Origin of the sequence: Pseudoalteromonas shioyasakiensis, from assembly GCF_022398475.1 — a bacterium.
In the GTDB taxonomy this organism is placed as follows: domain Bacteria; phylum Pseudomonadota; class Gammaproteobacteria; order Enterobacterales; family Alteromonadaceae; genus Pseudoalteromonas.
Genome location: NZ_JAKEVM010000001.1, coordinates 49,727 through 69,106 on the forward strand (window position 1 = coordinate 49,727; position 19,380 = coordinate 69,106).

The 19,380-nt window shown below is 42.3% G+C and carries 19 protein-coding genes; 13 read left to right on the forward strand and 6 right to left on the reverse strand.

The window, feature by feature from the left end:
* Positions 1–53 precede the first annotated feature (53 nt).
* Genes L1D51_RS00270 through L1D51_RS00295 form a run of 6 tightly spaced genes read left to right on the forward strand, consistent with a single transcriptional unit; the run spans position 54 to position 6,756 of the window.
* A complete protein-coding gene (locus tag L1D51_RS00270; protein ID WP_054561074.1) occupies positions 54–1,319 on the forward strand; it encodes a D-tagatose-bisphosphate aldolase, class II, non-catalytic subunit in 1,266 nt (421 codons plus the stop codon).
* A 23-nt stretch (positions 1,320–1,342) separates the two neighbouring features.
* Entirely contained in the window at positions 1,343–2,461 is a 1,119-nt protein-coding gene (locus tag L1D51_RS00275; RefSeq protein ID WP_239961992.1) for an SIS domain-containing protein, read from the forward strand.
* Between the two features lie 17 nt (positions 2,462–2,478).
* Entirely contained in the window at positions 2,479–3,402 is a 924-nt protein-coding gene (locus tag L1D51_RS00280) for an ROK family protein (protein ID WP_239961994.1), read from the forward strand.
* Entirely contained in the window at positions 3,380–4,543 is a 1,164-nt protein-coding gene (nagA, locus tag L1D51_RS00285) for an N-acetylglucosamine-6-phosphate deacetylase (RefSeq protein WP_239962003.1), read from the forward strand. Before L1D51_RS00280 ends, nagA begins: the two co-directional genes overlap by 23 nt.
* A gap of 13 nt (positions 4,544–4,556) precedes the next feature.
* Positions 4,557–6,251: a GMC oxidoreductase gene (locus L1D51_RS00290; protein WP_239962005.1), complete on the forward strand. Its 1,695-nt coding sequence runs from the start codon at positions 4,557–4,559 to the stop codon at positions 6,249–6,251.
* The gene (locus L1D51_RS00295) at positions 6,244–6,756 is read left to right on the forward strand and encodes a hypothetical protein (RefSeq protein ID WP_239962007.1); all 513 of its coding nucleotides are present in this window, start codon (positions 6,244–6,246) and stop codon (positions 6,754–6,756) included. Before L1D51_RS00290 ends, L1D51_RS00295 begins: the two co-directional genes overlap by 8 nt.
* 30 nt (positions 6,757–6,786) lie before the next feature.
* Here the strand turns inward: L1D51_RS00295 and L1D51_RS00300 are convergent, their stop codons facing one another.
* Complete coding sequence (locus tag L1D51_RS00300; protein ID WP_055020781.1) at positions 6,787–8,118, reverse strand: sugar MFS transporter; 1,332 nt, start codon at positions 8,116–8,118, stop codon at positions 6,787–6,789.
* Between the two features lie 160 nt (positions 8,119–8,278).
* Between L1D51_RS00300 and agaR the strand changes: the two genes are divergently transcribed.
* The 3 genes from agaR to tatA all read left to right on the forward strand — a co-directional run bounded on the left by agaR (position 8,279) and on the right by tatA (position 12,612).
* Positions 8,279–9,043, forward strand: a complete 765-nt coding sequence (gene agaR, locus L1D51_RS00305) for a transcriptional repressor AgaR (protein WP_054561067.1) — start codon at positions 8,279–8,281, stop codon at positions 9,041–9,043.
* A gap of 316 nt (positions 9,044–9,359) precedes the next feature.
* Positions 9,360–12,176 (forward strand): TonB-dependent receptor, encoded by a 2,817-nt coding sequence (locus L1D51_RS00310; protein ID WP_055020779.1) that lies wholly within the window; start codon positions 9,360–9,362, stop codon positions 12,174–12,176.
* 280 nt (positions 12,177–12,456) lie between these two features.
* Positions 12,457–12,612, forward strand: a complete 156-nt coding sequence (gene tatA / locus L1D51_RS00315) for a twin-arginine translocase TatA/TatE family subunit (protein WP_082401550.1) — start codon at positions 12,457–12,459, stop codon at positions 12,610–12,612.
* A 12-nt stretch (positions 12,613–12,624) separates the two neighbouring features.
* Here tatA and L1D51_RS00320 read toward each other — a convergent pair whose 3' ends face one another.
* Complete coding sequence (locus L1D51_RS00320; protein WP_239962009.1) at positions 12,625–13,704, reverse strand: mechanosensitive ion channel family protein; 1,080 nt, start codon at positions 13,702–13,704, stop codon at positions 12,625–12,627.
* 122 nt (positions 13,705–13,826) lie between these two features.
* Here L1D51_RS00320 and L1D51_RS00325 point away from each other — a divergent pair, with 122 nt between their 5' ends.
* The 3 genes from L1D51_RS00325 (at position 13,827) to L1D51_RS00335 (ending at position 16,701) form a co-directional block, all read left to right on the forward strand.
* Positions 13,827–14,789 carry a YihY/virulence factor BrkB family protein gene (locus L1D51_RS00325; protein ID WP_055020777.1) on the forward strand — a complete coding sequence of 321 codons (963 nt, stop codon included), beginning with the start codon at positions 13,827–13,829 and terminating at the stop codon, positions 14,787–14,789.
* An 88-nt stretch (positions 14,790–14,877) separates the two neighbouring features.
* Complete coding sequence (locus L1D51_RS00330) at positions 14,878–15,720, forward strand: pirin family protein (protein ID WP_054561063.1); 843 nt, start codon at positions 14,878–14,880, stop codon at positions 15,718–15,720.
* Positions 15,721–15,729: 9 nt separating this feature from the next.
* Positions 15,730–16,701 carry a glutathione S-transferase family protein gene (locus tag L1D51_RS00335; RefSeq protein WP_239962011.1) on the forward strand — a complete coding sequence of 324 codons (972 nt, stop codon included), beginning with the start codon at positions 15,730–15,732 and terminating at the stop codon, positions 16,699–16,701.
* Between the two features lie 40 nt (positions 16,702–16,741).
* Here the strand turns inward: L1D51_RS00335 and L1D51_RS00340 are convergent, their stop codons facing one another.
* From L1D51_RS00340 to L1D51_RS00355, 4 genes are all read right to left on the reverse strand, one after another.
* Positions 16,742–17,317: an AAA family ATPase gene (locus L1D51_RS00340; protein ID WP_054561061.1), complete on the reverse strand. Its 576-nt coding sequence runs from the start codon at positions 17,315–17,317 to the stop codon at positions 16,742–16,744.
* Between the two features lie 89 nt (positions 17,318–17,406).
* A complete protein-coding gene (locus L1D51_RS00345; protein WP_054561060.1) occupies positions 17,407–17,664 on the reverse strand; it encodes a hypothetical protein in 258 nt (85 codons plus the stop codon).
* Positions 17,664–18,110, reverse strand: a complete 447-nt coding sequence (locus L1D51_RS00350; RefSeq protein ID WP_054561059.1) for a hypothetical protein — start codon at positions 18,108–18,110, stop codon at positions 17,664–17,666. The genes L1D51_RS00345 and L1D51_RS00350 overlap by 1 nt, the downstream gene beginning before the upstream one ends.
* Positions 18,111–18,115: 5 nt before the next feature.
* A complete protein-coding gene (locus tag L1D51_RS00355) occupies positions 18,116–18,457 on the reverse strand; it encodes a hypothetical protein (protein WP_054561058.1) in 342 nt (113 codons plus the stop codon).
* A 461-nt stretch (positions 18,458–18,918) separates the two neighbouring features.
* Here L1D51_RS00355 and mraZ point away from each other — a divergent pair, with 461 nt between their 5' ends.
* Positions 18,919–19,377, forward strand: a complete 459-nt coding sequence (mraZ, locus tag L1D51_RS00360; protein WP_054552739.1) for a division/cell wall cluster transcriptional repressor MraZ — start codon at positions 18,919–18,921, stop codon at positions 19,375–19,377.
* The last annotated feature ends 3 nt before the right edge of the window (positions 19,378–19,380 follow it).

The window sequence follows — 19,380 nt, forward strand, 5'->3', positions numbered from 1 at the left end:
TGTAATTTCAAATCACGTATCTAACCATAGGCGTAAGCTGCTTGGAGAAAACCATGAATGCATTAAAAACGATTATAAATAACAATCGAGTAGGGCAAGCGCAGGGTATTTATTCTGTGTGTTGTGCACACCCGCTCGTTATCGAAGCAGCAATGTTGCAAGCTCTCAATGATGACACCGAAATTTTAATTGAAGCTACGGCGAATCAAGTTAATCAGTTTGGTGGTTACACAGGGATGAAGCCCCATGACTTCGTTGAGTTTGTTCATACAATAGCCGAAAAAGTAGGGTTAGATACCCAGCGCGTTATTTTGGGGGGGGATCATTTAGGGCCTGTGTGTTGGGTAAATGAGCCTGCAGAGGTTGCAATGGTAAAAGCTGTTGACCTAGTAAAAGCCTATGCAAGCGCTGGTTTTAAGAAAATTCATTTAGATGCCAGTATGCCATGTGCTGACGATGGAGAACGTTTAGCTGATGCCGAAATTGCCAAGCGTGCAGCGTTGATGTGCCAAGCCGCTGAGTCGGTAGCAAAAGATAACGATATTCTTTATGTGGTGGGTACTGAGGTTCCTCCTCCGGGTGGCGCTACAGAAGAACATGAAATTATTGAGGTATCTCATGTTGAGGGAGTGCAGCAAACAATCGAATTACATCAGGCTGCATTTGCGAACTTAAATATAAGCGATGTTTGGTCACGCGTTATTGCTGTTGTTGTGCAGCCAGGAGTTGAGTTTGATAACCATCAAATTTTTGATTATCAACGTAATGAAGCTCAAAAACTAAAAGAGTTTATCACCACTGTCGATAACCTTGTTTATGAGGCTCACTCTACCGACTATCAGCCAGATCATTGCTACCACGAACTGGTGCAAGATCACTTTGCCATATTAAAAGTGGGTCCTCAGCTTACCTATGCACTACGCGAAGGGTTGTTTGCATTATCTTATATTGAAGATCAATTAGTCGAAGCGGCTAAGCGCTCTAATTTACGTGATGTATGTGAGCGCATCATGCTAGAAAAGCCACATTACTGGAATAAGTTTTACCCAACACAAGGTGCTGAAGCTAAGCTGTTTAGAGCTTATAGTTATAGCGACCGTATTCGTTATTACTGGCCTGAAGATGAAATAAAACAAACTGTAGAAACACTGTTTGAAAACTTAGAAGGGCAAATTATCCCACAGACCTTGCTTAGTCAGTTTATGCCAGCGCAATACAAGGCATTGATCAATGGTCAAATTAACTCATCACCTCGTGAGTTAGTACTCAATAAAATAATGGAAGTAACGAATACCTATTCGCGTGCTTGTAATCAATAAGTGGTGTTGAGAGAGAATTAATTATGACGCAGTATTTATCTTTAAACGAAGCAGAGCTTAAGCAGCAAAACGCATATTGGACAGCAAGAGAAATCTCTCAGCAGCCAGAGTCATGGTGCAATACAGCGGCTATTATTGAAACGCATCGAGCAGAAATAAGCGCATTTTTAGCGCCAATTTTGGTATTAAAAGGACTGCAAATCGTATTAACGGGGGCTGGCACATCAGCCTATGTTGGCGAAGCATTAGCACCACACTTATCAGCTAAAACGGATTTAAATGTGCGCGCAGTTAGTACTACAGACATTGTGTCTAACCCACATGGTTTTTTAAAGAAGGGCACACCCACTTTACTTATTTCTTATGCGCGTTCAGGTAATAGCCCTGAAAGTGTCGCGGCGGTTGATATCGCAGAGCAAGTTGTTGAAAAGTGCTATCACTTAGTCATTACCTGTAATGAAAATGGTGAATTAGCGAAAAGAGCGGCAGCTAAAAAAAATAGTTTTAGTGTACTTATGCCAAAAGAAACCCTGGATGAAAGCTTTGCTATGACCAGTAGTTTCACTTCGATGCTGCTTTCAACCTTATGTATTTTTACCCCTGATGTTAACCAGCTTTCACAAGTTGCCACGCAAACAGAGCAGCTGCTCGACACGCAACTTGAAGAGATCAAAGGCTTTGCGCAAACAGATATTGAACGTTTGGTGTTTTTAGGAACAGGCTCATTACTTGGCTATGCTAAAGAAGCGGCCTTAAAGTGCTTAGAGCTGACCAATGGTGATTTAATAAGCTACTTTGAAACCCCACTTGGTTTTCGTCATGGTCCTAAAACCATTATTAATGATAAAACCGCAGTGATGTTAATGGCCTCAAGTGATTTTTATAGTAGTTTGTATGATACTGATTTATATAATGAACTACTAAATGACCAACAGTGTTTAGCGGTTAAAAAACTGGCGTTAAATACTGAACTGGTCGAGCTAGATGATGTTTGGCAAGGTCTGTATTATATTGTCTATTGTCAGATTTTTGCATTTTATAAATCAATGTCACTCGGTTTAACACCTGATAACCCTTGTCCTACGGGCGAAGTTAACCGTGTTGTAAAAGGGGTAACTATTTACCCATTAACTTCTCGCTAAGTAGTGTTGGGTAAAGTATGGCTGTTTACGGACTCGATATTGGTGGTACAAAAATAGAGACCGCCATTTTTAATGATAATTTAGAGCAACAGCAAAGTTGGCGTATTACTACGCCAACTGATGACTATCAGCAATTTTTGCACGCAATTTATCAGCAGGTAATTAAAGCCGATGAACTGACAGGTTGCCAAGGTGCGGTGGGCATCGGTATGCCTGGTATCGTTAATGATGAAGGTAAAGTGCTGTCGGCTAATGTGCCGTGTGCCACAGGCAAAGTGATTGCAAACGATCTTCAAGCATTATTAAAACGCCCTGTTGCGATATTAAATGACACCCGATGTTTCGCTTTATCAGAAGCAAATGGCGGAGCTGGTGAAGGTTATAGCCGAGTATTCGGTGCCATTGTTGGCACTGGTGCGGCGGGCGGTATGTGTATTGATGGAACCTTGTTTAACCAAGGTTTGGGCATGTCAGGGGAGTACGGCCATTTACCACTTTCAGCATATTTGCAGCAAAAATACCAGCTGCCAGTTTTAAAGTGTGGTTGTGGTTTAAATGGCTGTGTCGAAAGTTATATTGCGGGGCCTGGTGTACAAACCTTGTATCAGCATATTACGCAATCTCCTAAATCTGCGATTGAATGGGCTAACGATATCAAGAGCTCGGATGAGCAAGCCTTAAAGGTGCTCGCTTGTTACTTAGATATTCTTGGCGAAACCTTTGCTGCTATTAGTAAAAGTTTGCACCCAGAAGTTATCGTGCTGGGGGGCGGGCTGTCGCTCATTGATGCAATAGTAGAAAAACTCCCTGACGCGATTCAAACTCATTTATTTTCAGGTTTTGCCGTGCCAGAAGTGAAGCGCGCAAAATTTGGTGATTCTAGCGGCGTAAGAGGCGCTGCAATAATAGGAAGTGTTTATGCTAATTCCAACGCATCTTAATCGTTATTACTTAAAAGCCGCAAAAGTGGTGACTGCTGATGCGGTTTTACTCGATCACGTGGTCTTGGTCGAGCAAGGTAAAATTACTGCCATTACCAAGCAAATAGCGCCCGAGATCGAGGTAATTGATTTAGGTGAGCACAGTTTATTTCCGGGCTTTATCGATTTACATATTCATGGCCGGGAAGGCTGCGATATTATGGACGGCACCCCAGAATCACTAGAGACTATTTCTCGTTCTTTAGCAAAGCACGGCGTAACGGGTTTTGTTGGTACAACGGTGACCGCAGACTGGGACGTCTCAATTCAAGCTTATAAAAATATGGCGAGTGCGTATCAAAAAGGCTTGGCTGGAGCGCAGTTGCTAGGGGCTTATAACGAAGGTTTATTCTTTGCCGAAGCTCATAAAGGCGCGCATAACGAGTCATTTTTTTTAGAGCTTACTAAACAGCGATTTGATGAAATTTATGCCGCATGTGAAGGTTGCTTAAGCTCATTTGCGTTAGCGCCAGAACTACTTAAATCCCCCGATATGATCCGCTATATCACCGATAAAGGTGTGCGTGTGATGCTCGGCCATACAGATGCTAATTTTGAGCAAACAACACAAGCTCTTGCTCATGGTGCCTGCGGTGGTGTGCATATTTTTAATGGTATGCGCGGTATTCATCATCGTGATCCCGGCTGTACTGGCGCACTGTTGATGGACAACGATGCCATGGTTGAGCTTATTCCTGATGGTATTCATTTGCACCCGAGCATCATGAACATGGTTTACCGTTTAAAAGGGGCAGATAAAATTGCTCTGATCACAGATTGCGTGAGCGCCGGAGGCTTACAAGATGGTCGCTACCGCTTAGGTGAGCTTCCTATTGTGGTTAAGCAAGGTGTTGCACGCACTGAGAGCGGCTCTTTAGCGGGCAGTACATTAACCATGGAAGTTGGCGTTGAACGCTTTTATAACCTAACCGACGCAAGCCTAGTTGAAGCAACTAACATGGCCAGTTTAGTACCCGCTGAGTTTTTAAATAAAGCGGAGCAAATAGGCAGTATTGCGGTAGGTAAACAGGCTAATTTTGCCCTGCTCGATAAAGACTTCTCTGTGCAAGCAACGATCTGTGCGGGTAAGCAAATCTATTAAAAGTTAAGTGAGAATGCAGGCAAAAGTATTCGATGCCATTGTTATTGGCAGTGGCATTACTGGCGGCTGGGCTGCTAAAGAACTAACCGAAAAAGGGCTCAATGTACTGTTACTGGAACGTGGCAGGCAGGTTGTGCACGGTACAGACTATATAACTGCCTTTAAAGATGATTGGCAACTGCCATTTCGCGACAGGCCCAGCCTACTAGAAAAACAGAATCAAGCTAAACAAGCACGCACTGGCTATGCCACTAAGCAATCAATAAAACACTGGTTTGTGAATGATTTGCAGCACCCTTATCAAGAATCTCAGCGTTTTGATTGGATCAGAGGGTATCATCTTGGTGGGCGCTCATTAACTTGGGGGCGGCAATGCTTACGGCTCAGTGATATAGATTTTGCAGCCAACAAACAAGATGGTCACGGCGTTGATTGGCCTGTGCGCTACAAAGATATAGCGCCTTGGTACGATAAAGTCGAAGCCTACATCGGGGTTATTGGCGAAGCGCTGAACTTACCTCAGCTACCAGATGGACCTTACTTACCTCCTTTTGCGCTTAATGCCGTAGAGCAGCAGCTTAAACAAAGTTTATTAACTCACTACACTAATCGTCACCTCACCATCGGTCGAGTAGCCCATTTAACCAAGGCAAAGCCTGAGCAAGGTCGTGCACCATGCAGCAAGCGCAACCGCTGTATGCGAGGTTGTCCAACTGGTAGTTATTTTAGTAGTTTAGCCTCTACCTTACCTGCAGCGATGCGTACTGGGCGACTCACTATTCAGACTCACTCCATTGCCAAAGAGATTATTTACAATCCAGATAGCGGGCAAGCCACAGGTGTGAAAGTAATTGATGCTGAATCTAAAAAAGAGCGTATCGAGCGAGCGAACATCATTTTTTGCTGTGCATCAACGGTAGCCACAACAGCCTTGTTATTAAATTCAACCTCTGCACGTTTTCCTAATGGCTTAGGGAACGATAGTGGAGAGCTTGGTCATAACCTTATGGATCACCATTTTAGGGTTGGCGCAACTGGCGAGCCTAGGGGCTTTGCTGATGACTTTAATGATGGCGACAGACCCGTTGGCTTTCATATCCCGCGTTTTCGAAACCTTGATGATAACGAGCAGCATAGCTTTATTCGCGGCTATGGCTATCAAGGATACGCAACACGCAAAGATTGGCGACGGGGCTTTAAAGAACTTAGCTTTGGTAAGGCTTTTCGAGAAGAGCTTGCCAAGCCTGGGCCTTGGCAAGTTGCATTGATAGGTTTTGGTGAATGCCTGCCTTATCATCGTAATAAAATGAGCTTAGATCCGGTATTAAAAGATCAATGGGGATTACCTTTAGTTAATTTCGATTGTCAATTTGCAGAAAACGAGCAGCGCATGCGCGAGGATATGAAAGCACAAGCCGTCGAGATGCTAAGCAAAGCTGGTTATCAAAATGTGCAAGCGTACGATAAAGGCTCAGCCCCGGGGCAGGCCATCCACGAAATGGGAACTGCGCGCATGGGGCATGATGCTACAACCTCTGTGCTTAATTGTTACAACCAAATTCACAATGTGCGTAATGTTTATGTCACTGACGGCTCATTTATGTGCTCGTCGGGTTATCAGAACCCTTCGTTAACCTATATGGCATTTACTGCAAGAGCCGCCGATCATGCTGCACGACATTATCAAAATGGGGTGTTCAATGGCTGATCTACAAAGGCGAAATGCGATTAAATGTTTAGCTGCATTATTCGGTGCGGCTATTACGCCAGTGGCTGCGACTCAGCTATTTGATAAAGTGGATGACAATCATTTTGAGGTGCTTAAAGCAGCGGCTCATCGGGATGTGGTCACGCACATGCAGGCGGTTATTTTAGAGCTAGAGCCAAATGAGCAACTGTATTTTAATTTAGTTGCTTTCACAGATTTAATGCTAGCAAATACACTAACTGTGACTGAACGTACGGCATGCTTAAAAGGCGCTGAGCTAATTGCAGAAGGTGCTCTTTCATCGTCGCAATTAGCAGATAAACTCACAGGTTTATTTTCTATCTCTTTGCAGCAGCAACAGCGCATAATAGCGCAGCAAGCCTTACCTATTTCAGAAGTGAGCCCTGATAAGCGTGACGAGTACTTAATATATAAGTGTATTTTTACCGTGCGTGAACTTTTGCTACTGGGCTATTTCACATCAGAAAAATTGCAGGCTAGTTAAATAGTAAAACAACTAAGCCTGCTCATGTCGTTACTTACGCCAACTTGTTAGTTTGTGACCAATCAGTGCGTAATAAAGAATAAACGCATAGCAAGGGATCAACAGATAGTAAGCTTGTTGTGCATTGCCCGTATATTCTGCAAATACACCGTATACCAAAGGCAATAGCGCGCCACCTGAAATCCCCATAATCAGTAATGCCGCGCCGGTTTGGGTTTTATCGCCAAGATTTGCAAGGGCCATTGGCCAAATGGTCGGCCATACCAGCGCATTCGATAAGCCAAGTAATGCAACAAATAACACGGTATCTGGAAAACTGTTATCAGCAAGCCAAAAGAGCACTACGTTTGCAATCGCAGTTTGTTGCGGTTCAATCAAAATGATACCAAGTGAAAACACACAACCACTTAACGCAGAAAATATCAGCGCCTGTTGCTGACTAAAAAAGCGAGGAATTAACACGATACCTAAAATATAACCTAGCACCATAAAGCCCATGGTGTAAGAGGTGAGTTCTGCGAACTGCAATACCCCTTGTTCTTTGCCGTAAAGGCCAATGGTGTCGCCGGCAATGACTTCTGCACCTATGTAAAAGAATAGGGCTATTACGCCTAAAACTAAGTGTGGAAATTGCAGGACTGATTTACTCTCGCTGTTGTTGCTGGTTTTTGGTTGTTCAATATCAGGTAGCGGAGCCAGCATGATTAACGCGGCTAATATCACTAATGCGATTGCCATTACAAAGTAAGGAGTAATTAAACGATTAGCCAGTTCTTGTAACTGTAATTGCTTTTGAATGCTGTTTAATTGGGCCAAAGCCTCTGGACTAAAGCTGGCAATGTCGCTAAATACAATCGCTGAGAAGAGCAATGGAGCAACCACACCAGCACTCTTATTGAGAATACCCATAATGCTAATGCGCACGGCTGCCGTGTCTTTAGAGCCTATTAGCACGATGTAAGGATTCGCAGCGGTTTGTAATAAGGTGAGGCCGCTACCTAACGTAAATAAGGCAACCAAAAATAACCAATACGCTTGAATTTGTGCCGCAGGAATAAACAACAGTGCACCCAATGCCATGGTGCCTAAACCAAACGACATTCCATGTTTATAACTGAATATTTGCAAAATCTTAGCGCTTGGCAGTGCCATCACGGTATAGGCGATATAAAACACCAGTGTCACCATGTAAGCTTCAATATGGTTGAGATCGCAGACCATTTGTAAAAATGGGATCAAGGAGCCGTTAAGCCAAGTTATAAAACCAAATAAGAAAAACAAGCCACCTATAATCATCATAGGCAGTAATTGCGTGCGATTGGTGTGTTCTGTTTGCTCTAACAGTGAGCTTTGTGTTGTCATTTTTGTCACCAAAGAAGATTGTTGTGAAATAATCATAAAACAAAATTCGTAAGTTTTGAAAGTTTTATTTTATTTCGAAACTAAATTTGGCTTTGAAACTGTAAATTGTGTAATATTGAACTACAAATTTGAAAGCAGCTATTAAAACAACAGGCCAGCTATGCTAACCACAATAGAAAGAAGACAAAAAATCGTCCTGATGACTGAGGAAAATGGCAAAGTAAATGTTAAAGATCTTGCAAAGACCTTTGATATTTCGGAGGTTAGCATTCGCCATGATCTTAACGAGCTCGGTAAGCGTGGCTTAGTTGTCCGTTCACGTGGTGGGGCAATTGCCTGCGATAAATTGGCTAAAGAGCTTTCGGTAAAAGATAAGCATAACGAAAACTATGCTGTGAAAGTGTTATTAGCGAAAGCTGTGGCAAGTTTGGTTGATGATGGCGATTCATTGATTATTGATTCTGGCACCACCACAGAAGAAGTTGCCAAAGCATTAACCAATAAGCAGGGCCTTACTGTGATGACAAACGGCCTTAATATTGCCCATGTACTGGCTGATATTGAAGATGCAAATGTGTTTATGCTGGGTGGGCAATTACGAAAGAAATCAATGTCTTTTTACTCAAATGAAGTCGAGCAAGCACTTAGTAAATATAACTTTAAAAAGGTTATTTTAGGGGTTGATGGTATCGATTCAGAAGCAGGGATCACCACCCATTATGAGCCCGAGGCAATGCTGAATCGCACCATGTGCACCCGCGCAGATAAAGTCATTGCAGTCACAGATTCAAGTAAATTTGGTAAGCGTGCTTTGTATAATGTATTGCCGCTTAAATCAATCGATGTGCTGGTCACCGACAAAAATATGCCAGCAGAGTTTGTTGAATCATTAACGAGCTTAGGTATTGAGGTGATTACTGTTTAACTCTCTAGTTAAATAGGATTAATGAAAGGTGGCTTTTGCCGCCTTTTTTATTATCCAAAATAAATCGTACCAGCCCGCCGAAAGAAAATCTTTTAAAAAAAATCATTATCGTAACTTTCGAAATTAAAGTCCCATATTTAAAGGCATTCGAAGCCATTTTTTTCATATGTAAAACAAATTTCGTAACAATCGAAAGTTTCACAAGGTAATTTATTGTTGCTAGATTGTTTCATTTTGTTATAGATTAAATATAAGGCCTTACTCATTACCATTTTTATGGTGAAAAAATCTGAACATTTAAAAACAGGAAATCATCATGGCAACAACAACTAGAAAAACATATTTGAGCGTGCTGATAAGCTCGATTCTGGCCTCATCAGTCAGTTTCGCTGCAACGGCCCAACAACAAGAAAACGACAGTAAGGCCGAAGAGGATGTTGAGGTTATTGAAGTTACAGGGATCCGTAGCAGTATTAAAGAATCAAACTTTCGAAAGAAAGAAGCAACGACGGTTGTTGATGTCGTTGTCGCTGATGACATCGGTAAGTTCCCCGATGAAAACTTAGCGGAAGCATTGCAGCGTATTCCGGGCATCACCATTACTCGTAATGGCGGTGAGGGGCAAAATATTTTAGTCCGTGGTTTAGGTGGCGGCTACAACATTACCACGTTGAATGGTCGTAAACTGGCTTCTGAAAACTCAGGCCGCGACTTTAACTTTGACACCATTGCTTCAGAGTTAGTGGGTGCGCTTCAGGTGTATAAGTCGCCAGAAGCACGCTTAATTGAAGGGGGCATTGGTGCAGTTGTTGATATCGAAACGCGTAAACCACTAGACCAAGATGGCTTTACCTTGAGCGCTTCAGCAAAAGGGATTTATGAATCTCGAACAGGCGATGTACACCCGCATGCTTCATTCATCATCGGTGACAACTTTAATGATGATACTTTTGGTGTGCTTTTCTCGGGTGCGTATTCTAAGAAAACCTTACGTGCAGACACATACTCGGCAAGCGGCTTTTTTGACGAAGAAGAAGGTTGGGGGGCAGACAGCGCTGGTGTGCCAGTCGACATGAACGGCAACGGAGAAATTGATGGGCAAAGTGAAATATTTGCCTCAAAAATCCCGAGTTACATGTATTTTGCCAACGCGCAGGATGTGCGTGAACGCGTCGGTGCGACGTTAGCAATGCAATGGCGCCCAACAGATACCCTAGACATTAACTTTGATGCTCTTTATTCACGTTACAACACCGATGGTCATCGCTATCAAATTGGTTTTGTTAACTATGATGAAAGCTGGACGCCAGGCACGCCAGTGTTTACTGATGCAGAATTTGATGACTCAGGTCGTGTAGTGTCTATGACGCAAACCGGTAACACCATGGTGGAGCTACTCAACTTAACCAACCCACGTAAAACCGATACTTATCAGTTTGCCCTTAATGCCAAATGGTATCCAATGGATGGCCTAACACTGGCTGTAGATGTTGCCCATTCAAAAGCGAAAAACGAAAACGGCGGTGATAACCGCTTTATTGTTGCGCGTGGTTTTATTGACTCGATTGGGATTGATTACACCACAGGTAATATGTTGCCAGATGTGACCTTATCGCCGGGCTTAACTGCGGATCAATCTTACGGTGCACACTATAGCCGTAATACAGGTACTGGGGTTGAAGACACGGTTAATGACTTTAAGTTTACCGGTACGTTTGTGCCTGAAAGTGATTTAGTGACCCGTGTTGATTTTGGTTTAACCTACCTTGAACAAACTAAAAGTCAGCTTGAATATGCATCAAAAAATGCCAGCCAATTCAGTAATGGTGGTCAGTATTTAGAGCGCGATGGCTATGAATTTGATGACAGCACCGTGGTCAATGTTGGTGATTTTAACCTCTTTGAAATCCCAAGTGATGTGTTTGTTGAGGCAAATTTCGATAACTTTTTAGAGGGCGAAAGTAGCATTACACCAGAGCCATGGCCAAGTTTCGATTACGATAAGTTACTTGCTTATTATCGCTCAATTAATGCTGAAGCAACCGATAAGAGCATTGTTGCATCGCTTAATTCTTCGGGCACTTATGAGGTAACCGAAGAAGTTTTAACTGCGTATGCGCAAGTGACGCTCGAGAGCACTCTTGCAAATATGCCGTATATGTTAAACGTTGGTATTCGCGGCTCGCAAACTGAAGTGAGCTCTAAAGGGTCGGTTTATGATCTATCGTTAATTGACTTACAAGAAGATGGTAAACCACTTGAAAATGGTTGGCGCGAAACAGTTGAGCAATCATTTAAAGGGGACTATAGCAACATTTTACCAAGCATGAACTTTAAGCTTAGTATTACCGATGATTTAATTTACCGCTTCTCTGCGGCACAAGTGATTAGCCGCCCATCTTTAAGCTACTTACGTCCGTGGCTTGCGCCAAACTTTGATACATATCGTGAAGGCTTACCGCAACTTTCTATGGGTGATTCGTCGTTAACACCTGAAGAAGCTAATCAAGCAGATATGACTTTAGAGTGGTACTTTGAAGACAGTAGCTCGTTAAGTGGCGGGGTGTTTGTAAAAGACCTGAAATCATTTATCGATTACGTCGAAAGCCCAGTTGAAATCGAAGGTGTGCGTTACTTTGCATCTTACCCAGGTAAGAGTGAATATGGTGCAACTATTAAAGGGGCTGAGTTTGCTTATCAGCAGTCGCTAGAAAACTTACTCCCCGAACCGTTCAATGGCTTAGGCTTTCAGCTTAACTACACCTATGTTGACAGTAGTTACGATGAGCCAGAGCTAAAAGAATCAGGTTTGCCATTTAGAGGCATGTCGAAGAACTCATATAACGCCGTGGTTTACTATGAGCAATATGGTTTCCAAGCACGTTTAGCGTATAACTGGCGTAGCAAGTTCTTGTCGGATCCTGACGCATGGGGTGGTCCATATTGGATCTCTGATTATGGTCAGTTAGATGCCAGCATGAGCTATAACATCAGTGACCAATTCACAGTGTTTGCCGAAGCAACGAACTTAACTAATGAACGTTATTGGGGTTACACCAAGCGTACTGACCAAGTGAGTTACCTTGAGCGCTTTGGTACTCAAGTTGCCTTGGGTGTTCGCGCTAGTTTTTAATACCAATTCGCTTAATTAAGTGGTCTATTTTGAGGCAAGAAAACCTCGTTGATAACAAGGCAAAAATTTCGTTATTTAGTTGTGCTCGGCAATTGCTCCTGCATTGCTCTACCTTCTGCATCCATGCAGTCGTAAATCAGAAATTTTTAACGCGGGTAGCGACAGGTTTAATCCCTCAAAATGACTAAGTATTATTGCGGATTGGTATAATTTTAGTATTCCTAGTGTTAGTGTTGAACAAGCGCCTGTAAGGGCGCTTTTATTTTAAAATGAGGTTGTTATGGCAGGAATTAGTGTTTGGCAATTAGCCATTATTGCTGCAATTGTGGTGCTGTTATTTGGCACAAAAAAGTTATCCCGAATAGGTGGAGATTTAGGGACGTCAGTCAAAGGGTTTAAACGCGCTATGCAAGATAAACCTAATGATGAAGCCTAGCCCATAAGTATTTTAAATTATATTGCTACCTTGTTCTGGATCGCGAGATTGATCCGCTTGTTCGCGAATATCATCGGCATCACTGCTAACGTCATCAAGGCTGTGGTCGTCGAGTGATTTTGCCGTTTTAGGCTCTGCGTTTACATTATTTTTTGGCTGCTCATTATCGTTTTCGCTATTTAAAATAATTCGCTCGCGAGCATCATCAGGCATGCTTATTTGCTCTGCTAAATAGGTATTGACCAGCTCTCGCATTAATTGTGATGCCACTTTGATAGTACTGTGTTCGTTACTATTGACCCAAAAATAAATGGTTAGATTAAGAGTCGCTGAGCCTAATGAATCAATTAACACTTGGCTTGGCGGATCATTAATAACAGCAGGGTGTTGATTAACCACCTTCATTGCTAATTGTTGGGCATAGCGAATGTCATTATCGTAGCCAATGCCAACATTAAAGTGACCCCGCATTTTTGGGTTCGCAGTGAGGTTTTTAATGACGTTTTTATATACGGTCGCATTAGGAATTTGAATGTGATTGCCATCAAAATCAACCAAGGTGGTGGCGCGAGCCGTAACTTTTTTAACTACCCCTAAACGACCATCAACTTCGATAACATCGTCAATACGAAAAGGGCGCTGCACACTAAGCAGCATACTTGAAATAAAGTTTTCGGCGATATCGCGAAAAGCAAAACCTAAAATAAGCCCAACTAAACCAGTCCCACTCATAATCGCCACAGCAAAACTGGTGAGCCCTGCAAGACGCAAAAATAAGTACACGCCAAACAAGATGATAATGATGCTAAAAAAGCGCCTAGTCACCACATGCAAAAGTTTACTTTCACTGACAAAACCAAGCGGTTTGATTAATAAATACGACAAAGGGCGGGCTAATAAGTAGCAAACAATGATGGCTACAATACCGAGTGTCAGTGCAGGTAACATTTGCCATGTAGTATGTAAAAACTGCATAATTTGAGAGTTTAAGTCTTGCCAAGATAAGCTCTCAGGGATTGCTTGCGATGTTACCAAAATGGTGGGACTGAACAAACTAGCCAATTGATTTTTAATAAGTAAATAATAATTCATCGCACCGCTCCATGGACCTTTATACTGTTTTTATAAGCTTAGCTTAATGCAATTCAGACGCCATTATTACTGGCAAGTTGTTTGCAGTTTGAGAGTGTTAAAGGCAATTTTTTAGGTCGTTTATGAGTAAGGATAATCGAGGTTACCAAGCTCGCTCACCGATGGAGATCCCAATGCGAGGCTGGTGGGATATCTGCAAGCGGGTTTATCACAACCTATCACAAGACAATTTATCTTTTGTGGCGGCGGGTGTGGCATTTTATGCCTTGTTGGCTATTTTCCCTGCGCTGGCGGCTACTGTCTCTGTGTATGCATATTTTGCCTCGCCAACAGATATTTATGATCAGCTTGATAAAGTGATTGCCATTTTACCTGAAAGTAGCCGTGACATCATTTTGCTACAGGTTAGTGGTATCACTCAGCAATCGCAAAAGGTATTGAGTGCAAGTGCCATAGGTACTTTATTATTGACTGTTTGGAGTAGTAGCAAAGGCTGCCAAGCTCTCATCACTGCCTGTAATATTACCTACCATCAGCGTAACAAGCGCCAGTTTTTTATGGCATTAGTGGTGCGCTTTTTATTTTCGCTAGGTGCTATTGTGGTTGCGCTGGTGGCGTTATTGATCATTGGTATTTTACCGATAGTGCTTAACTTAGTTGGCTTAACTGAGCTTATCGATTTAATGATTCAGCTTATTACTTGGCCGCTATTAGCCATTATTTTTAATTGCGCATTAGCATTTTTATATCGCTATGCACCGCATAGAACGCCTGCAAAATGGCGTTGGATCACACCAGGTTCAATACTTGCCACGTTGCTGTGGATTATCGCATCAATCGGTTTTTCATATTATGTATCGCAATTTGCGAGTTATAACGAAACTTATGGTTCGTTAGGCGGTGTGGTGATCATGTTGATGTGGCTTTATATCAGCGCATACATCATCATTTTTGGTGCGGCCATTAATGCAAGTGCTGAACAACAAACCTTAGTAGATAGCACCATAGGGCCAGAGAAAGAAGTTGGAGAGCGGGGTGCTACAGTGGCTGATAGATTAACCAGACAACAAAATGAGCATTCTTAAAAATAGAATAATTAGCGCTAATTTTACTCATGGTTGTTAGTTAAATTAGCGCCTACAATCATTTCATACAATTTACGGGAGTAAAGTTATGAAAGTGATTCAACAATTAAATAGTCATGCCACACAAGATGGTGACGGCGTAAACATCAGTCGTATTCCTGGCTTTGATGGCAAGTATTTAGACCCTTTTTTAATGATCGATGAGCTTAAGTCAGATGATCACAGTGATTTTATGGGTGGCTTTCCTGCGCATCCTCACCGTGGTATTGAAACCTTTACTTATATTATTAAAGGTGGCTTTGAGCACCAAGATCAAATGGGTAACAAAAAAGCGATTCGTGCTGGTGATGTGCAGTGGATGAGTACCGGTTTTGGTGTGATCCACAGTGAAATGCCATTAGCGGATGCCAAAGAAGGCATGCACGGCTTTCAGATTTGGCTCAATATGCCAAGTGCCGAGAAACTAAGAGCACCACGTTATCAAGATACCACTGAAGCGCCAGCACCAACGACTCAAAATGAGCAAGGTGTTGAGCTTAAAGCGTTGGCTGGAAGTTGGCAATTTGCCGGTGAAGAGCAGGTATCAAGCCTACAAGACCTCGCCGCTGATGGTATGCTTGCTGATGTGACTTTACCGGCTGGTACGCAGTTTTACCATGCACCATTAGCGCAAACTAAGGTGATGATTTATATCCATACTGGAGAAATTCATACTGAACAGGGCGGCCCAGTTAAAGCAGGCAGCTTATTGATTTTAGAGCCTGGCAGCAACATTGAGTTTAACTCGCAAACTGGTGCTGGGGCGTTAATTCTAGCCGGTGAGCCGCTTAAGCAACCAATCGCTCATATGGGCCCGTTTGTAATGACAACCCAAGCTGAGTTACAGCAAGCAGTACGTGACTATCAGCTAGGTAAATTTGGCACACTATAGGAGGTTATTGTGGGATTACTAGTAAATGGCCAATGGCATGATAAATGGTACGACACCGATAACAATCAAGGTGAGTTCAAACGTGAGGCAGCCCAGTTACGTAACTGGGTTACCGAAGATGGCAGTGCAGGGCAAAGTGGTGATGCGGGCTTTAAAGCTGAGAAAGATCGTTACCATCTTTATGTCTCTTTAGCTTGCCCTTGGGCTCATCGCACTTTGATTTTTCGCCATTTAAAAGGCCTTGAAGATTATATCAGTGTGTCGGTTGTAAGTCCTGACATGCTAGAGCATGGCTGGACCTTTGATAAAGACAATCACAGCACCGGTGATGCACTTTTCGATAGCGAATTTATGCATCAAATTTATACGCGTAACAAAGCCGATTATTCAGGTCGTGTTACGGTTCCCGTGCTTTGGGATAAAAAAACGCAGCGTATTGTTAGCAACGAATCAGCTGAAATTATCAGAATGTTTAATAGCGCGTTTAATGCCCTAACAGGTAATGAACGCGACTTTTATCCGCAATCGTTACGTTCTGAAATTGATGAAGTTAATGAGTTTGTTTATCACAACATTAATAATGGGGTGTATCGTGCAGGCTTTGCGACAACGCAAGAAGCTTACACGGAAGCCTTTGATGATCTCTTTGCTGCTCTAGATAAGATTGAGCAACGCTTAACAGCTAATCGTTATTTAGTGGGTGATACATTGACTGAGGCCGACTGGCGGTTATTTACCACTTTAATTCGCTTCGACAGTGTTTATGTGGGCCACTTTCAATGTAATTTGCGTACTATTGAGAGCTATCCGGCGATCAGCAACTATTTACGTGAGTTATATCAAATTGAAGGTGTAAGTAAGACCGTTGATTTTTATCATATAAAACGTCATTACTATTTTAGCCACACCATGATCAACCCAACTCAAGTTGTGCCAAAAGGGCCTGATATAGACTACGCTCGACCACATAATCGTGGTTAATAGACTCTGATAACTAACAGTTTAATGACTGATTAAGCTGTTAGTTATAACTATCCATGACCTTGCGGATAGTGTCGATGCCAAACATCACCTTTTGAATAAATGACTCTGAACTTTTCACTAAATTAAAGTTAGGGTGCTGTGACCAAACAGCTTGCAGTTTGTCATCAAGCATTATGGCTTGCTGATCAGATTCGTTTCTAACAGGGTTATTAGAATGAATACTTTGCCCAGACTTAGCAGCTGTTTCAAAAAAGATCACTGCATCATACTGGTTAAGTTCGATTTCTAGGCTGGTGTTTAAACACTGAAAAAACTCATCTTGCTCACCGGGCCAATAGGCAAGCCCATCTAAACTACCACGATCGCAAAGCATTAAACGATCTGGGTGCATGGTTCGCTGAATATGTTCAAGGTGTTTTTGTAAGCTGAAGATAGCTTGTTGGTGAGCTTTAATGAGGTGAGTTGCATCACCACGTTCTACACCACCGCTGAATAGCATGGTCGCAGACTCCGGTACAACAACAATTTGATTAGAAAATTCACGTCTTAATAGATCGATGGCTGTTGTTTTACCACCGCCAGGGCCGCCTGTTAATACAATCCTTTTTTTCACCTTACATTCTCACAAATTGCTCGTTTGTGTTTAAGGTAATGAAAATAGGTGGCAAAGAGAAGTAAAAAGCAAACATTACATGATAAAGATCACAACAAACGCAGTAACCAGCTGAAGCGGCTGACTTGTTTCAATTTACCATCTTTGTGGTCTGAGTTATTAAGTGCTTCGTAGCCCATTCCCGCAGTGAAGGCACTGGCAATACCTACTTTACTTACTGCAAAGCGTTTTAAACGGTATTTGAATGCTTGATGGTGTTGACGTTTAAGCTCATCTTGTAGATCCATTTGTTGGCTTAGTTCAGTCACTCTGTGCTGTGGTTTATTAATAAAATAATCAATTAACATCATTCATCCTTATTAATATTAAATAATTGGCGAACGCTTTTTAGCGTGTGATCAAAGCCTATCTTACTACTTACATAACCAATATTTTTCCAAAGCCATGCAAGGCATAGCAGTTGTAATGCAATCAGTGAAATAGCGGCTAACCACAATGATTGGCTAAAGCTAAATATTGCGATACCTACAGTAGCAAGTAGACCAGCCCAAAGTAGCACCAAGCCGCCTGCAAAACAGACGAGTAGGATAATAGTTAAGGCGAGTGAGCGTGTTGATAAGCGCCACTCAGCAGCTGCAAGCTTTTTACAAGTTCCAGTTTGTTCACGGTAGTCAATGTATAGCTGTTTGCCGTAATCAGATAATTTAGCAAGATGATCTTGCCACTGATCAGCGTTTAACGGCTGTTCAGTGGCATCTTGCGTTTTCTCATCTGTAGATTGAGAAGACTGCATAACAATTACTTACGACGAATAAGAGCAGTTACTAACATGCCTGCAGCAAAGGCAATACCTGCTGTTGCAAGTGGGTTTTCTGATGCAAGCTTACGAGTTTTACCACTGTACTCATTAATTTTAGCGCGTGCTACAGCTTGCTTTTCAGATAGCGTTTGAGCAGAGCTCGATGCGCCTTGGCGAACACTATGTTCAGCACTTGCTGCACGAGTTGAAAGTGCATCAACAGCGTGATGTGCTGCTTCAGTTGCTTTTTCTGTGAATGGCGCCTCTACTTGAGCCGCGTTCGAGTTTGCACTGCTATTAGTTTCTGTGCTTGAGTTCGATTTAGAAGTTGCGGTAGTCATAATCATTCCTTAAAAATTGCCATTTAATTGGTAGCTAACCTATCGCAACCTTCATACCAAATAATAAAAACTAACTTTTTCAATGCATTATAATTTTTAATCAGCCATTGGAGGGAGAGCATTCGTAACTCTTGCAGGGTGATTAAGTAAAAATTACAACATTCGATAATTTTGTAATTATTCATTGGTTATTCATTAACCATTTTTCCCTAATACATCGCCAAGAAAATTGAAAAAATATTTTTTTTTCGATGTTTTCCACTTTTTCCCACGTAATTCATAGGCTTTGCTTGAGGCCTTATTTTTTCTGGCTTCACAAGGCGCTTATGATGATCTGCTTACTTGACAAAATGGCTTGTCAAGCCCTAAACTGGAGCACTGTGGTAAAAAGTGGTTTTTAGTGGATCAAACTGGATCGGAAATAATCATTAACGATTAACAACCTATTTTTAAGGCAAGTTATGTTTCGGGGTGCGAGCTCTCTGAGTTTGGATGATAAAGGACGCTTTGCGGTACCAACTAAGTACCGAGATGCGATCTTGTCTGAAGATCAGGGAACGGTTATCTGCACTGTGGCCTTAAATGAACCTTGTTTGTGGTTATACCCGCTAGCAGAATGGCTCGAAATTGAAGAACGATTATTAAAGATTTCGAACATGAATCCACGCGCTCGCCGTATGCAACGTATGCTGCTCGGTAACGCTACAGAGTATCAACTAGATAAAAATGGCCGAATTTTGCTGGCGCCGTCGTTACGCGCACATGCAGAACTTGGAAAAAAAATCATGTTGGTTGGCTTGATGAACAAGTTTGAAATTTGGGATGAAGATCGTTGGCATGAACAAATGCGCCAAGATACTGAAATTGAACGCCTAGGCGATTTTGAGGCGAATCCTGAGTTCGATAATTTCTCACTCTAACCA

What these genes read in the sequence shown, in the direction of transcription:
- L1D51_RS00270 (WP_054561074.1), top strand. Translation starts at nt 54, where the DNA reads ATGAATGCATTAAAAACGATTATAAATAACAATCGAGTAGGGCAAGCG.
- L1D51_RS00275 (WP_239961992.1), top strand. Translation starts at nt 1,343, where the DNA reads ATGACGCAGTATTTATCTTTAAACGAAGCAGAGCTTAAGCAGCAAAAC.
- L1D51_RS00280 (WP_239961994.1), top strand. Translation starts at nt 2,479, where the DNA reads ATGGCTGTTTACGGACTCGATATTGGTGGTACAAAAATAGAGACCGCC.
- nagA (WP_239962003.1), top strand. Translation starts at nt 3,380, where the DNA reads ATGCTAATTCCAACGCATCTTAATCGTTATTACTTAAAAGCCGCAAAA.
- L1D51_RS00290 (WP_239962005.1), top strand. Translation starts at nt 4,557, where the DNA reads ATGCAGGCAAAAGTATTCGATGCCATTGTTATTGGCAGTGGCATTACT.
- L1D51_RS00295 (WP_239962007.1), top strand. Translation starts at nt 6,244, where the DNA reads ATGGCTGATCTACAAAGGCGAAATGCGATTAAATGTTTAGCTGCATTA.
- L1D51_RS00300 (WP_055020781.1), bottom strand. Translation starts at nt 8,118, where the DNA reads ATGACAACACAAAGCTCACTGTTAGAGCAAACAGAACACACCAATCGC.
- agaR (WP_054561067.1), top strand. Translation starts at nt 8,279, where the DNA reads ATGCTAACCACAATAGAAAGAAGACAAAAAATCGTCCTGATGACTGAG.
- L1D51_RS00310 (WP_055020779.1), top strand. Translation starts at nt 9,360, where the DNA reads ATGGCAACAACAACTAGAAAAACATATTTGAGCGTGCTGATAAGCTCG.
- tatA (WP_082401550.1), top strand. Translation starts at nt 12,457, where the DNA reads ATGGCAGGAATTAGTGTTTGGCAATTAGCCATTATTGCTGCAATTGTG.
- L1D51_RS00320 (WP_239962009.1), bottom strand. Translation starts at nt 13,704, where the DNA reads ATGAATTATTATTTACTTATTAAAAATCAATTGGCTAGTTTGTTCAGT.
- L1D51_RS00325 (WP_055020777.1), top strand. Translation starts at nt 13,827, where the DNA reads ATGAGTAAGGATAATCGAGGTTACCAAGCTCGCTCACCGATGGAGATC.
- L1D51_RS00330 (WP_054561063.1), top strand. Translation starts at nt 14,878, where the DNA reads ATGAAAGTGATTCAACAATTAAATAGTCATGCCACACAAGATGGTGAC.
- L1D51_RS00345 (WP_054561060.1), bottom strand. Translation starts at nt 17,664, where the DNA reads ATGTTAATTGATTATTTTATTAATAAACCACAGCACAGAGTGACTGAA.
- L1D51_RS00350 (WP_054561059.1), bottom strand. Translation starts at nt 18,110, where the DNA reads ATGCAGTCTTCTCAATCTACAGATGAGAAAACGCAAGATGCCACTGAA.
- L1D51_RS00355 (WP_054561058.1), bottom strand. Translation starts at nt 18,457, where the DNA reads ATGACTACCGCAACTTCTAAATCGAACTCAAGCACAGAAACTAATAGC.
- mraZ (WP_054552739.1), top strand. Translation starts at nt 18,919, where the DNA reads ATGTTTCGGGGTGCGAGCTCTCTGAGTTTGGATGATAAAGGACGCTTT.